The following is a 14,885-nucleotide window of genomic DNA, read 5'->3' as shown; positions in this document are numbered from 1 at the left end:
CCGCCCGGATCAGGACCCGAGGGTCGCGCGCGGCGTGGCCTGCACCGAACTGCCGACCCGCTCGACGAGCAACGCCATCTCGTAGCCGACCTGCCCGATGTCGCACGACGACGACGTCAGCGTGGCCAGGTGCGATCCGTCGCCGACGCTCATCAACAGCAGATAGCCGCGCTGCATCTCGACAACCGACTGCAGGACACCGCCCCCGTCGAAGATGCTCGAGACGCCGGCGGACAGGCTGGCGAGCCCGGACGTGACCGCGGCGAGCTGCTCCGCGCGATCGATCGGGAGGTGCGCACTGCTCGCCATGAGCAGGCCGTCCGCGGACACCAGGACGGCGTGCGAGACGCCCGCGACCTCCCTGGCGAAGTTCGACACCAGCCAGTCCAGCGGGTGCCCGTCACGGGAGCCCTGATCGGTGTCCGGCACGATTCCCCGGTCGGTGCTCATCTGTCTCCTCCGATACTGGTGCGTTCGGCCGCGCTCGCTGCACGACCCAACCGCGTTCCCTTTTGGTGGCGGCTCAGGTTCTCACGGACGGCTTCGGGGTCCCGGAGCCGTGGACGTGTCGTCGGCCCGTGGCCGCCGGAGCCCGTGTCGACGCCGCCGGGCACCAGCCGATGCCCCGGCCGGCGCTGCGGCAGCCCCGACTCGGTCCGGTCCTCGACCGGGGTCTCGCTCACCCGGTGCGCGGCGGCCCAGCCCTCGTCGCCGGCCGACACCCACTCGAATCTGCCGATGTCCTCCGCCTCGGTCGGATCGGTGAGCCAGTCCGTGACCATGTCGGAGAAGATCGGGGTGCCGCCGGGCACGGCGTCCGTGTCGTCCCTGACGGTGCTCGTATTCGGGCGGGCACCGAAGAACGATGCGGTCTTCGCGGCGTTGCTGCGGTACCGGTGTCGGCGGGCCGGCGGCGAGTCGTCGCCCGGGTCGACGGCATCGGCCGCGGGGGCCGGAGAGGCCGCTGTCGACAGCGCCGGCAACGACGGTGCGACCGGCTGCTGTGGCTGTGGGGTCGGCGGCGCCGAGGGCACGGGGCCCGGGGCGGGGGCGTCCTGCATGCGGGCGAGGCTCGTCGCGCCGGGTGTCCGCTGCGGTAGCCCCGCCGTCCCGCCGAGTGTCCGCTGCGGCAGGGTGCCGGCCGGCGACGGGGCGGATTCCGGGGCGGCCGGTGCCGGGGTCGTGACCAGCTGCGGCATCGCACCGGACGGGACGACCGTCACCACCGGCATCCCGTCGGTGTCCATCCGCGGCAACGGGCCGGTGTGCACCATCTCGAGCGGCGAGACCAGCAGGGTGTCGGGAAGGTGGACGCTCGCGGTGATCCCCGGATTCGACCGGGTGTCGTGGGTCCGCCGGAGCCGGACGGTGAGCCCGTGCCGGGCGGCGAGCCGGCTGACGACGAACAGACCCATGTGGCGGGCGGTCTCCGGGCTCACCTCGCCACCTGCGCCGAGCCGTTCGTTGATCGCCGCGAGACGATCCGGGGGAACACCGATTCCGCTGTCGGAGATCTCGATCAGCACACCACCGTCGACGGCCCGGGCGAACGCGATGCGCACCTTGCTGTCCGGCGGGGACGCCTGCAGTGCGTTGTCGAGCAGTTCGGCGACCAGATGCACGACGTCGGCGGCGACGGTGCCGCTCAGGGCCCCGTTCGGGGTGGAGCCGACCTGCACCCGCCGATAGTCCTCCACCTCGGACATCGCGGCGCGCACGGTGTCGCCGAGCTGGACCGGCGCGGAGTGGGCGCGGTGGACGCGGTGCCCGGACAGGATCAGCAGGTTGTCGCCGTTGCGGCGCATGCGGGCGGCGAGGTGGTCGAGTTTGAACAGGCTCTCGAGCCGTTTCGGGTCCTTCTCCTCGAACTCCAGGTTCTCGATCAGCCCGAGCTGCTGGTCGACGAGCGACTTCGAGCGGCGGGCGAGGGTCTCGAACATGTCCCCGATCTGCAGACGCAGGTCGGCCTGCTCACCGGCGAGGCGGAGGGCCTGACCGTGGATGTCGTCGACGGCGCGGGCCAGCTGCCCGATCTCCTCGGTGGTGTACACGGGTACCGGCTCGAACCGGGTGACCGCGTCCAGATCGCCGTCCATGACCCGGTCGATCGCGTCGGGCAGATCCTCACGCGCCACCCGCAGCGCCCCCAGCCGGAGCCGGCGGATCGGTCCGATCAGCGACCGGGAGACGAGCAGCGCGAGGACGAGTGCCGCGAGCAGGGTGACGAGGACGAGTAGCGCGTCGCGGATCGCGGCGGACCGGGTTTCCTCGGCGCGGGCGGTGACGGTGGCGGAGATGGCGTCCGACGCCTCCGCGACGAGCGCGCTGTAGGTTTCGACGCTCTCGACCAGCGACGCCCGCAGTCCGAGCAGCGGCAGGGGGCCGCCGCGGGCGGCGTCGAACATGTCGAGCCGGGCGTGCACCGCCTGGCGCAGGGTGTCGAGCTGCCCGGCCGCGGCCGGGAACGATCGGATCAGCGAGTCGATCACCGCGAGTTCCGCGCCGGACGCGGTGAGCACGTCGGTCATCGATGCATTCGGGTTCGCGAGGAGTGCCATCGCGCCGGTGACCTGGTCCGCGAGGCGGCGCTGCGCCGACCAGGCGTCGATCAGGTGGGTGTGCGCGGCGATGACGGCCGGATCCTCGATCGGGCCGACGATGTCGTCGAGGAGTTCGGTCAGGTCCTGTCGGATCGCCGTGGTCTGGTCGGCCAGGTCGGCGCGCGGCGGGGCCCCGGTCACCATTTCCTGCTGTACGCCTTCGATGGTGGTGAGCGAGGTGCGCAACCGGTCGACGACGTCGGACGGCAACGCGGAGTCGGCCACGACGTCCCGGACTGCGTCGATCGAGCCGGCGAGCCCTTCGAGGTCCTCGGGCATCAGGGTGTTCACCGAGTAGCCGGCGGACGCAAGACCGAAATCGGTGCCCATCTTGACGATGGCGGGCACGTCCGCGACCTGGTCGGCGGCCCGTCCGTAGTGCACGGCGTTGGCGAGTTCGCTCTGCACGCGCAGCCCGCCGAGCACCATCGCGACGGTCAGGGGGATCGCGACGGCCGCGGTGATCTTCCACCGCACTCCCCAGCCTTCGAGGTTCCACGGCCTGCGGGCAGGCGGTGTTGTTTCGGTCATCTATCCAACGCTCACTTTCCACCCGGGCTGGTGCGGTTACCCGACCGCACCGTCCTCCCCCACCATCGCGGTGTGCGCAAGGACACAAAAATCCGACTATCGGGCGATACCGGAGTGTAGAGGCCGCCCCGGGGGCAGCGGAGCACGAATGCGGCAATTCCACGGTCGGCCCACACCCGCCACCGGTATCGCCGGGGCCACCCGCGACCCGGTGTGCCCCGGGCCGCGGGCGTCCTCCGATCGGTTACACGTCCAGGAAGCGGACGTCCTTGGCGTTGCGGGTGATGAAGCTGCGACGTGCCTCGACGTCCTCGCCCATGAGCACGCTGAACAGTTCGTCGGCGGCCGCGGCATCGTCGAGGGTGACCTGACGCAGGACGCGGACGCTCGGATCCATCGTGGTCTCCCACAGTTCCTTGGCGTTCATCTCGCCGAGGCCCTTGTAACGCTGGATGCCGTCGTCGGTGTTGATCTTCTTGCCCGACGCCAGACCGGCCTGGAGCAGGCCGTCGCGCTCGCGGTCGGAGTACGCGAACTCCGGCGCGGCACCCTTCTGCCACTTGAGCTTGTACAGCGGCGGCTGCGCCAGGTAGACGTGGCCCTGCTCGACGAGCGGGCGCATGAACCGGAACAGCAGCGTCAGCAGCAGCGTCGCGATGTGCTGGCCGTCGACGTCGGCGTCGGCCATGAGCACGATCTTGTGGTAGCGCAGCTTGGAGATGTCGAACTCGTCGTGGATGCCGGTGCCGAACGCGGTGATGATCGACTGCACCTCGGCGTTCTTGAGGACACGGTCGATGCGGGCCTTCTCGACGTTGATGATCTTGCCGCGCAGCGGCAGGATCGCCTGGTACATCGAGTCGCGACCGGACTTGGCCGAGCCGCCGGCGGAGTCGCCCTCCACGATGTAGATCTCGCACTTGCTCGGATCGTTGGAGCGGCAGTCGGCGAGCTTGCCGGGCAGGCCGCCGATGTCGGTGGCGCTCTTGCGGCGCACCAGTTCCCGGGCCTTGCGGGCCGCGTTGCGGGCCTGCGCCGACGACACCGCCTTGGTGACGATGGTCTTGGCATCGGCCGGGTTCGATTCGAACCAGTGCGCGATGTGCTCGTTGCACGCCTTCTGCACGAACGACTTGACCTCGGTGTTGCCGAGCTTGGTCTTGGTCTGGCCCTCGAACTGCGGCTCGGACACCTTCACCGAGATGATCGCGGCCAGGCCCTCGCGGATGTCGTCGCCGGACAGCTCCGGATCCTTGTCCTTGACGAGCTTCTTGTCCTTGGCGTACCGCTTCACCACGTTGGTGAGCGCCGCACGGAAGCCTTCCTCGTGGGTGCCGCCCTCGTGGGTGTTGATGGTGTTGGCGAACGTGTGCACCGACTCCGAGTAGCCGGAGTTCCACTGCATCGCGATCTCGAGCTCGTGGCCGGTGCCCTTCGCGGTGAATCCGACGACCGAGTTGTGGATCGGCTGCTTGGTGCGGTTGATGAACCGCACGTAGTCCTCGAGGCCGCCCGGGTAGTGGTAGATCCGCGACTTGACCTTGGGGGCCTTCTGCGCGGCGGCTTCTTCCTCGGTCTTCGGGGCGTCGGCAGTGGCGCTGACGACGTCGTCGGTGACCTCTTCCTCCGCGACGCGCTCGTCGGTGAAGGTGATGGTGAGACCCTTGTTGAGGAACGCCATCTCCTGCAGGCGGCGGGCGACCGTCTCGAAGTTGTAGGTGGTGGTCTCGAAGATCTCGGGGTCGGCCCAGAACCGGACGGTGGTGCCGGTCTCCGACGTCGGCGCGCCCTGCACGAGCGGGCCCGGCTTGGCGTGGTCGTAGGTCTGTGTCCAGTGGTGACCGTCGACCGCGATCTCGACCTCGACCTTGGTCGAGAGTGCGTTGACGACCGAGATACCGACACCGTGCAGACCACCGGACACCGCGTAGGCGTCGGAATCGAACTTGCCGCCGGCGTGCAGCTGGGTCATGACGACCTCGACGGTGGGGGCACCGGAGGCGTGCATCGCGACGGGGATACCGCGGCCGTCGTCGACGACCTGGATGCCACCGTCCTCGAGGATGGTCACCTCGACCTTGCTCGCGTAGCCGGCCATCGCCTCGTCGACCGAGTTGTCGACGACCTCCCAGATCAGGTGGTGCAGGCCGCGTTCACCGGTGGAACCGATGTACATGCCGGGTCGCTTGCGGACGGCTTCGAGTCCCTCCAGGACGGTGATGGAGGAAGCGCCGTAAGTGTTGCTCTTGTCTGACTTCTGGGCAGCCACGGGTGGGTAGCTCTCCTTCTCCGTAGTGTGCCGACACGGCGCTGCGCTGTGCTTCGCACGAGGGCGGTCCCGTCGGGTGACCGCCACGCACAACGAGGCACCGGGAGCGGTGTGTCGAATTCGCCGCTGGTTACTCGACCATCTTACGGGTCGGCACCGACATAAAGGTGCCTAACACACCCCTGAACAGCCCGCAGGCGCGGTTTCACGGCCCCGGCAGGGTGAAACGCTACGCAGTGCCACCTCCACGACTGTCCGTCGTCGTGTCGAGGCGGAGGTCGCCGACGAAGTCGGCCGTGAGTCGTGCGACGTCCCCGGCGTGCGAGATCGGCGACCAGTGCCCGGCGTCGAGTTCGCGGCGGCGCAGGTTCGGCACCCACCGTCCGGTGTCCTCGTAGCCGACGGGACGCACCGCCCTGTCGCGCCGGTTCAGGATCAGCTGCACCGGAACGTCGGTGCGCCGCTCCCGCGGGTGCCGCAGCCGCGGCCGGATGTTGGCCCGGTACCGCTTCAGTCCGGTGATCATGTCCGTCCGCAGCGTCGGTGCGGGACGGACGAGCGATGCGTCCATTCCGTCGAAGAACCGCAGGAACGTCGGCCAGATCCGGGACATCCCCAACCGGAACGGCAGGGTGCCGACGACCGGGATCTGGAACAGCACCGTGTACGACGACGCCACCGCCTGCGCGAGCGGCCCGGTGAAGCGCCGCTGTGCGAGCCGCTCCCGCACCCAGGTGCCGAGGTGGTCGAGGTTGGGTCCGGAGATCGACGTGTACGACGCGATCCGCTTCTCGGCGCCGGGCTCGCACACCGCCTCCCAGGTTTCGACCGAGCCCCAGTCGTGGGCGAGCACGTGTACCGGGGCGTCGGGGCTGACGGCGTCGATCACTGCAAAGAGGTCGCGGGCGAGTTCGGGCAGCGCGTACGCCGACACCGCGGCCGGTGTCGAGCTGGCACCGGCACCGCGGGTGTCGTAGGAGACGATCCGGAACGTCTCGGCCAGGTGCGGGATCACGTGCTGCCACAGGTCGTGGGTGTCGGGCCAGCCGTGCACCAGCAGCAGGGTCTCACCGTCCGGGTTGCCCTGCTCGAACACGGCGAGCCGGACGTCGCCGCGGGTGACGAAGCGTGGTTTCACGTGAAACGTGGTCATGACGATTCCTCTCGAACAGGGTCAGAGATCGAGGATCAACCGGCCGCCGTCGGCACGGGAGACGCAGATCAGCATGTGGTCCTGCCGCTCCTGCGGGGACAGTCGGCGCTCCCGGTGTTCCGGGGTGCCGGACAGCACCCGCACCTTGCAGGTTCCGCAGAACCCCTGCCGGCACGAGTAGCCGACGTCGGGCAGTCTCTCCCGGATCACCTCGAGTGCCGAGTCGTCGGCGGGCACCTCGAGCACCTCACCGGTGCTCACCAGCTGCACCTCGAACGGGACACCTCCGAGAACCGGCGGTGGACCGAACCGTTCGAAGTGCAGCGCGGTGGCCCCCGAGTCGGCGAAGCCGCCGCGGACCGCGTCGAGCATCGGGGTGGGGCCGCAGCAGTACACCGCTCCCCTGGCCGGCGCGCCGGCCAGGAGGTCCGTGGCGGTGGGCAGACCGAATTCGTCGTCGGGGCGGACGAACACGCGGTCCGGCTCCCACGTGCCGATCTCGTCGAGGAACGGCATCGACTCGCGGGAACGTCCGGAGTACACGAACCGCCAGTCCATTCCGGCGCGGCGAGCGGCACGGACCATCGGGAGGATCGGGGTGATCCCGATGCCGCCGGCGACGAACAGGGCGCTGCCGTCGGACACGAACGGGAAGCCGTTGCGCGGCCCGCGAACCGTGACCGTCGTGCCCGGCGCGAGACCGTGCATCTCGGTCGAACCGCCACCACCGTCGGGGATCGAACGCACCGCGATCCGGTAGTGCCGGCGGTCGGCGGGATCGCCGCACAGCGAGTACTGCCGTCGTCGACCCGACGGCAGATGGAAGTCGAGGTGGCAGCCGGGCTGCCACGCGGGCAGGTCGGCGCCGTCGACGGCCGCGAACGTCAGGGCGGCGACATTCTCGTCCTCGGCGACGATCGTGCGGTCGGTGACGACGAGCGTCAGCGCACTGTCCGGGTTGTGACCGGCGCTGGCGGGGTCGTAGTCGTACGCCGTGAGTACCCGCAGGTACTTGTCGGCGACCGCCTCGACGATCGTCATGGCCCGGTCGGGCCGGCCCCGGCCCTGCAGATCCGGGGGCGGCGCGGGCCGGGTCAGTTCCTCGGATCCGGAGAGCAGGTCGCGCACGCGGGGCAGCTTCACCGCGTCGCCGCCTGCGCGGCCGGGGAGGACGCCAGGTAGGCGACCGCCTGCGCCGTCGACCCTTCCTTGCCGGGGTGGTAGTCCCGACGGAAGTAGGTCGCCATGCGTTTACCCAATTCTGTTGCGGTGGGCAGGGTTCCACGCTTTCCTGCCGCCACGAAGTCGGACAGGTGGGGGCGACGGCGGGATGCGGACCAGTTCGCCAGTTCCGGGTCGTTGCTCATGAGGAACCGGGTGCCGCGCACCCACAGCCACACGATCATCGGGGTGACGATCAGCTGGGTGCGGATGCGCCGCGACTCCCGCTTGTCGAAGTAGCGCATGACGTCGTAGGCCACGCACCGGTGCTCGACCTCCTCGGCGCCGTGCCAGCGCAGCAGATCGAGCATCGTCGGATGCATACCGGCGCGGTCGAGGCCGTCCGCGTTGAGCACCCAGTCACCGAGGAAGGCCGTGATGTGCTCGACGGCGGCGATGATCGCGAGACGCTCGATCAGGTGGTTCTGGGCGCGGCGCCCGGTGAGCGGCTTGGGCCCGAGCAGTTTCTCGAACGCCCAGTGCATCTGGTCGGTGTACGGCGCCGGATCGAGGCCGCGGGCCTTCAGGTGCTCGAGCACTCCGGTGTGCGCGCCGGCGTGCACGGCCTCCTGACCGATGAATCCGACGACGTCCTCCCGTAGCTTGTCGTCGTCGATCAGCGGCAATGCCTCCTTGTACGTGGCGACGAACCACTCTTCCCCGGCCGGCAGCAACATGTGCAGGACGTTGAGGACGTGAGTGCTGAACGGATCGCCGGGTATCCAGTGCATCGGCAGGTCCGACCAGTCGAACTCGACGTTCCGCGCCTGCAACAGGATGTGGTCCGGTTCGTCCGTGCGTGCGACGGAGGACACCGAGGACTCGGGGAGGGCTGCCATGACTGCTCCCGGCTATTTCGCCCGGATCACCGGCCGTCACACCGCGACGGCTGCCGTGACCTGGTTCACTCGACAGGGGAGCCGTAAATGTAACACGCAGTAATAGGTATATCCAGGGTCGTCGCCCGGCTCAGCCGTAGGTGTCCCGCGGGCCCCGCCCCGAGATGTGCCGATCGCCCTTTCGCCAGCTCGGCGCGGTGGGACCGGTGATCCGCAACGACGTCACCACCCGGTCCCCGACCGCGGCCGCGATCCGCGCGAGAAGCTGTGACTGCATCATCCGCAGCTGCGTCGCCCACGCCGTCGACTCCGCCGAGACGCTCAGCACGCCGTCCCGCAGCCCGGTCGGTGCCGCGTGCGAGGCGATGTCCGGGCCCACGATGTCCGCCCACCGACCCAGCACGGCCCCCTCGGACACCTGCGCCGACCAGCCGCGCTGTGCGGCGACCGCACCGATCAGCGAACCGAACGGCTGCGGATCACGCTCGTCGGGTCCTGCCCCCGACCACGACCGGCGCCGGGGCCGCAGCGCCCGGATGCCGCCGCGCGGAGACGAACGGCCCTGCCCCACCGATTTGCCCTTCGCCTTGGCCGCGGCCCGCGCCTCCTCGAGCGCCCGGCGGGCGAGGTCGACGCCCTTCAGTTCCGGCTGTTCCGGCTGTTCCGGTTCGGATCCGGTCATCGGTCGCCTCCCACCGTCACGTCCACATCGGCCGGCGCGATCCGGGAGACCCGCCCCCGGTCGACGTCGTGGGCCGTCACCGCCAACCGGGTGGCCCTCAGCTCGTCGGGCACGTCCTCGGGCACCGCGGCGGTGACGAGTACCTGCTCCGCCGAGGCGGCGACTCCGGCGAGCGCGGTGCGACGCTTGCGGTCGAGTTCGGCGAACACGTCGTCGAGCATGAGCACCGGGTCGCTGCCGTCGTCGCGCAGCAGGAAGAAGGCGCCGAGTCGCATCGACAGCGCATAGGACCACGATTCACCGTGGCTGGCAAAGCCTTTCGCCGGCTGATCGCCGAGGAACAGTTCGAGGTCGTCGCGGTGCGGACCCACCAGACACACGCCGCGTTCGATCTCCCGTTGCCGCATCACCGACAGCTCGTGCAGGAAACTCGCCTCCAGTAACTCGACGTCGTCGGGTTCGGATTCCCTTGCCGGATCGAGCAATTCGACAGGAAGCGATGATCCCAGACTGCTCCGGTACCGGACGGACGCGGGTCGCGACTCCGGCGCCAGCGATCGGTACGACGACACCAGATGCGGCGCCAGGTCGTGCACGAGACGCAGCCGGGCGGCCAGCAGCTGCGCGCCGTGCGCCGCCAGATGACCGTCCCAGACATCAAGTGTTGCAAGAGCATTCGCTCCGTCGGACGACCGAGATCCACGACGCAGCGCACCGCCCGCGGTCTTGAGCAGCGCCGACCGCTGACGCAGGACCTTGTCGTAGTCGGCCCGCACCGCAGCCATGCGCGGACGCCGGGTGGTGAGGAGTTCGTCGAGGAACCGGCGCCGGTCCCCCGGGTCACCGCGCACCAGCGACAGATCCTCGGGCGCGAACAGCACCGTCTGCAGAATTCCGACGATTTCCCGGGGACGCCGGGTCGGGGACTGATTGATCTTGGCGCGGTTGGCTTTTCCGTCGTTGATCGTGATGTCGATCCCCAGTTCGCGGCCGTGGTTGACCACCAGAGCCCCCGCGAACGCCTGCGACGCCCCCGCCCGGATCAGGGGCGCGTCCGACGACACCCGGTGCGACGACAGCGTCGACAGGTAGCCGAGCGCTTCGAGCAGATTGGTCTTGCCGTGCCCATTGCGGCCGACGAACACCGTGGTACCGGGCGTCAGATCCACCGTGACGGCGTCCCACGACCGGAAGTCGTGGACCGAGAACTTGCGAACGAACACTACGGCCCCGTCTGTCCTGCACCGTGCACTGCGTGCCCGCCGAACTGGTTCCTCAACGCCGAAACTGCCTGCATGGCAGGGGAATCGGACTGCCGAGAGGAGAACCGAGCGAACAGGGCCGCGGAGATGACGGGGGTGGGCACCGCATGATCGAGAGCCTCCCGGACCGTCCAGCGGCCCTCCCCCGAATCCTCGACGTATCCGCCGATACCGGCGAACCCGGGATCCTCGTCGAGCGCCTTCACCAGCAGCTCGAGCAACCACGACCGCACGACGGTGCCGTGCGTCCAGGCCCTCAGCACGCCGGGCACGTCGGTGATCAGCTCCTCGGCCGCGAGCAGTTCGTAGCCCTCGGCGTACGCCTGCATGAGCCCGTATTCGACGCCGTTGTGCACCATCTTGGCGTAGTGACCCGCACCGACCGGGCCGGCGTGGACGAAGCCACCGGCTCGCTCCCCATCCGGACGCAGCGCCTCGAAGATCGGTTCGGCCCGCGCCACGTCGGCAGCCGATCCGCCGACCATCAGGCCGTAGCCCTCGTCGCGTCCCCAGACACCGCCGGAGACACCGCAGTCGAGGTATCCGATCCCGGAGGCCGCGAGCAGCTCCGCGTGCCCGCGATCGTCGGTGTACCGGGAGTTGCCGCCGTCGATCACCAGATCCCCGGACTCGAGAACCGACGCCAGCGCAGCGATCGTGTCCCGGGTGATCTCCCCGGCGGGCACCATCACCCACACTGTCCGCGGCGTCTCGAGTGCCGACACCAGTTCCTCGAGTGAGTCGACGTCGGTGACCTCCGGCCGCGGGTCGTAGCCGACGACCTCGTGGCCGCGTTCCCGCAGCCGGTCACGCATGGGGAAACCCATCTTGCCGAGTCCGACCAGTCCGAGCTGCATCGTGAGATGTCCCTCCACTAGTACCGATTCGCGCTGGGCTCCATCCTCCGCCGGCTGCGAGCCGGTGTCGATCAGCCGGGCAGGCGGACCGGCATCAGCAGGTAGGTGTAGTCGCTGTCGGGTGCCGCGAAGGTGCCGGACTCGCCCCGGTCGGGGATGTCCTCACCGGCCGGACGCAGCACTGCGGGACGGCTGGGGGTGGTGAATCCGAAGGACACCCGATCCGAGTGCAGCGACGACAGTCCGTCGATGAGGTAGCCGGGGTTGAACGCGATGATCAGCGGCTCGCCCTGGAAGTCGGCGTCGAGGAATTCCTCGGCACGGCCGGCGTCGTCGCCGCCGGCGGACAGCAGCAGCCCCTCCGAACCGAACTCGAGACGGACCTGGGCGCCCCGCTCGGCGACCAGCGCGACACGCTTGATGGCGTCGACCAGCGGCGCCACCTCGACCGTCGCCATCGCGGTGTGCTCGGCGGGCAGGAGCTGACGGAACTTCGGGAACTCGGCGTCGAGCAGCCGGGTGGTGGTCCGTCGGCCGTCGGCGACGATGCCCAGCATGCCGTCGGTGCCCACCGACGAGCCGGAACCGAGAGCCAGCCCGACGGGGGCAAGAGGGCTGCCGCCCAACGTCTTTGCCGACTCGGACAGGGTCTTGGCGGGCACCAGGACGGCGGCGGAGGTCTCCCCGGCCGTCGGCATCCATTCGAGCTTGCGGACGGCCAGCCGGAACCGGTCGGTGGCGGCGAGCACGACGTCGGTGCCCTCGATCTCGACGCGGATACCGGTGAGCATCGGCAGGGTGTCGTCCTTGCCGGCGGCGACGGCGACCTGGCCGACGGCCTCGGCGAACACGTCCACGGGCACCGAGCCGGTCTGTTCGGGCAGCGCCGGCAGCTGCGGGTAGTCCTCGACCGGCATCGTCGGCAGGGAGAACTTGGCGCTGCCGCACGTGATCAGCACACGGGTGCCGTCGACGGTGACGTCCACCGGCTTGTTGGGCAGTGCCCGGGTGATGTCGGCGAGCAGCTTGCCGGAGACGAGGACCTGACCGGTCGTGGTGACCTCGGCGGAGACCCGGACCTGAGCGGAGACCTCGTAGTCGAACCCGGAAACGGTCAGGCCCTGTTCGTCGGCTCCGAGCAGTACACCGCCGAGGACGGGAACCGGGGGCCGGGACGGCAGGCTGCGCGCGACCCATGCGACGGAGTCCGAGAAGTCCTCCCGAGCAACGCGAAACTTCATACTTCCAAGCTCCATCGCTCGGGGAATCCTCTCGTCGGCATCGATCGTCGGCAGTCACACGCGAAGGTCACACGACTGCATGAGCAGTCTGACACAGCGGCCAGGAGGTCCACCGTATGCGCCCGTCTGCGTCTTGGAAAGCGGAGCCGGCACCTCGAGGGCTCTCGAGAGGGGCGGTGAGCCGGCCCCCTTCTCGAGTTGTGCACAGTCCCTGCTTTTAAAGATCTTCTCTCGAGAGAAAAACAATCATAGTAATAGGTCCTGTGGAAACTGTGGATAAACCACCCAAACCCCTGGCCGGAGCCCCTCGAGGCCTGGGGACTTCTCGAGGATGAACTCGAGGACTACTCGAGGAGGGTTGTGGATACCTCGAGTAGTCCCGAAGTTGTCCACCGTTCTTCCACAGCTTGTACACCTTATACACACACCTATCCACAGGTGTGAATTGCCTGGGAATCGTGTCTCGAGTCACCCCGGAACGGGCGATGCCCGCACGGTCTTCCGTGCGGGCATCTGTGTGCGTTCGAGGTCGGACGATCAGTTCTTGGAGCGTTGCTTGATCCGTGCGGTGAGTTCCTGGACCTGGTCGTACACCTTGCGTCGTTCGGTCATCTCCTTGCGGATCTTCTTGTCCGCGTACATGACGGTGGTGTGGTCCCTGCCGAACGTCTGGCCGATCTTGGGCAGGGACAGGTCGGTGAGCTCGCGGCACAGGTACATCGCGATCTGGCGGGCCTGCGCGAGGGGGCGGGCCTTGCCGGGGCCGCACAGGTCGTCGATGGAGGTGTTGAAGTACTCGGCGGTCACCGCCATGATCGTGGACGCGTTGATCTCGAGTGCCGCGGAATCGGGCATCAGGTCGCGCAGCACCACCTCGGCGAGCTTGAGGTCGAGCGCCTGCCTGTTGAGCGAGGCGAACGCGGTCACCCGGATCAGCGCCCCCTCGAGTTCACGGATGTTGCGTTCGATCCGGCTGGCGATCAACTCGAGGACGTCGTACGGGACGTCCAGCCGGTCCATCCGTGCCTTCTTCGACAGGATCGCGATCCGGGTCTCGAGTTCGGGGGGCTGGACGTCGGTGATCAGTCCCCACTCGAAGCGGGTGCGCAGCCGCTCCTCGAGTGTCGCCAGCTGTTTCGGCGGCCGATCCGACGACACCACGATCTGCTTGTTCGCGTTGTGCAGTGTGTTGAAGGTGTGGAAGAACTCTTCCTGGATGCCTTCCTTGCCTTCGATGAACTGGATGTCGTCGACGAGCAGGATGTCGATGTCGCGGTACCGGCGCTTGAACGCCACCTTCCGGTCGTCCCGCAGACTGTTGATGAAGTCGTTCGTGAACTCCTCGGTGGAAACGTACTTCACCCGGAGCCCGGGGAACAGACGCTGCGCGTAGTGGCCGGCCGCATGCAGCAGATGCGTCTTGCCCAGCCCCGACGCCCCCCAGATGAACAGTGGGTTGTAGGCCCGGGCGGGTGCCTCGGCGATCGCGACGGCAGCGGCGTGCGCGAACCGGTTGGACGCGCCGATGACGAACGTGTCGAACGTGTACTTCGCGTTGAGGCTGTTGCCGTTCACCGCACCTGCGGACTGTCCGGCCGGCGGCTTCGTGAAGTACGACGGCCACGACTCGTGCACGCTGGCCAGGGCGTCGCGATCGTCGTCGACCTCTTCGACGTCGGTGTCGGTGGTGGTCTCGGCGGCGGCGCGCACCCGCTGGCGTCGGCGCAGAGTGCCGTCCCCCTCGAAGCTGTCGCCCTGTGACGGCGCGAAGTTCGTGCTCGGTTCGGGTGCCTCGACGGGTGCCTTGGTGCGTTCCCCCAACGTCAGCTGCAGTTCCGGCTCGGCGACGTCCTCGGGGGCCGCGATGCGGACCCCGATCCCTTCGACGGGCTGCCCGAGGTGACGGTTGAGGGCCCGCAGGATCGGCTCGCGCAGATCACGCTCGATCGCTTCCTGGGCGAGCGGTGACGGCACCGACAGCAGCGCGAAACCCTGTGCGTACGTCAGGGGCCGGACCAGCGCCAACCATGCGCGCTGCGCCTTGGTCAGCCGGGTCTCGGTGGTGTCGGAGATCAGTTCTGCAACGACGTCGCGCCAGACATTCGCCAAGGCGTTCGGATCGTCGCTCACGGTCTGTCCTCCCCGGGCCGGTCCGGCCCGTGTCTACGTGTATATCGGTATGGGTTCCGGGTGTGTCCGGGACCCGTGTCCGGGCCACGAATATGCCGCC

The 14,885-nt window shown here is 68.9% G+C and carries 11 protein-coding genes; all 11 read right to left on the bottom strand.

All coding sequences use genetic code 11. The features are described from left to right. Positions 1–9 precede the first annotated feature (9 nt). Entirely contained in the window at positions 10–450 is a 441-nt protein-coding gene (locus Q5696_RS00055) for a roadblock/LC7 domain-containing protein (protein WP_305093220.1), read from the bottom strand. Next, positions 447–3,131: a sensor histidine kinase gene (locus Q5696_RS00050; protein WP_305093219.1), complete on the bottom strand. Its 2,685-nt coding sequence runs from the start codon at positions 3,129–3,131 to the stop codon at positions 447–449. Before Q5696_RS00050 ends, Q5696_RS00055 begins: the two co-directional genes overlap by 4 nt. A gap of 244 nt (positions 3,132–3,375) precedes the next feature. Beyond that, on the bottom strand, positions 3,376–5,400 hold the full coding sequence (gyrB, locus tag Q5696_RS00045) for a DNA topoisomerase (ATP-hydrolyzing) subunit B (protein ID WP_305093218.1): 2,025 nt from the start codon (positions 5,398–5,400) through the stop codon (positions 3,376–3,378). A gap of 229 nt (positions 5,401–5,629) precedes the next feature. Further along, positions 5,630–6,553, bottom strand: a complete 924-nt coding sequence (locus tag Q5696_RS00040) for an alpha/beta fold hydrolase (protein WP_305093217.1) — start codon at positions 6,551–6,553, stop codon at positions 5,630–5,632. Positions 6,554–6,574: 21 nt separating this feature from the next. Then, entirely contained in the window at positions 6,575–7,696 is a 1,122-nt protein-coding gene (locus tag Q5696_RS00035) for a PDR/VanB family oxidoreductase (protein WP_305093216.1), read from the bottom strand. After that, positions 7,693–8,613 (bottom strand): metal-dependent hydrolase, encoded by a 921-nt coding sequence (locus tag Q5696_RS00030; RefSeq protein WP_305093215.1) that lies wholly within the window; start codon positions 8,611–8,613, stop codon positions 7,693–7,695. Before Q5696_RS00030 ends, Q5696_RS00035 begins: the two co-directional genes overlap by 4 nt. 130 nt (positions 8,614–8,743) lie before the next feature. Continuing rightward, complete coding sequence (locus Q5696_RS00025) at positions 8,744–9,295, bottom strand: DUF721 family protein (protein WP_305093214.1); 552 nt, start codon at positions 9,293–9,295, stop codon at positions 8,744–8,746. After that, positions 9,292–10,518, bottom strand: a complete 1,227-nt coding sequence (recF, locus tag Q5696_RS00020; protein WP_305093213.1) for a DNA replication/repair protein RecF — start codon at positions 10,516–10,518, stop codon at positions 9,292–9,294. Before recF ends, Q5696_RS00025 begins: the two co-directional genes overlap by 4 nt. Beyond that, complete coding sequence (gnd, locus tag Q5696_RS00015) at positions 10,518–11,414, bottom strand: phosphogluconate dehydrogenase (NAD(+)-dependent, decarboxylating) (protein WP_305093212.1); 897 nt, start codon at positions 11,412–11,414, stop codon at positions 10,518–10,520. The genes recF and gnd overlap by 1 nt, the downstream gene beginning before the upstream one ends. A 71-nt stretch (positions 11,415–11,485) precedes the next feature. Continuing rightward, the gene (gene dnaN, locus Q5696_RS00010) at positions 11,486–12,670 is read right to left on the bottom strand and encodes a DNA polymerase III subunit beta (RefSeq protein WP_305093211.1); all 1,185 of its coding nucleotides are present in this window, start codon (positions 12,668–12,670) and stop codon (positions 11,486–11,488) included. A 522-nt stretch (positions 12,671–13,192) separates the two neighbouring features. Then, positions 13,193–14,785 (bottom strand): chromosomal replication initiator protein DnaA, encoded by a 1,593-nt coding sequence (gene dnaA / locus Q5696_RS00005; protein ID WP_305093210.1) that lies wholly within the window; start codon positions 14,783–14,785, stop codon positions 13,193–13,195. Positions 14,786–14,885: the final 100 nt, after the last annotated feature.

This window comes from Prescottella sp. R16 (assembly GCF_030656875.1).
In the GTDB taxonomy this organism is placed as follows: Bacteria; Actinomycetota; Actinomycetes; order Mycobacteriales; family Mycobacteriaceae; genus Prescottella.
The sequence above is the reverse complement of the archived record's forward strand: the minus strand, read 5'-3'. Positions and strand labels throughout refer to the sequence as shown.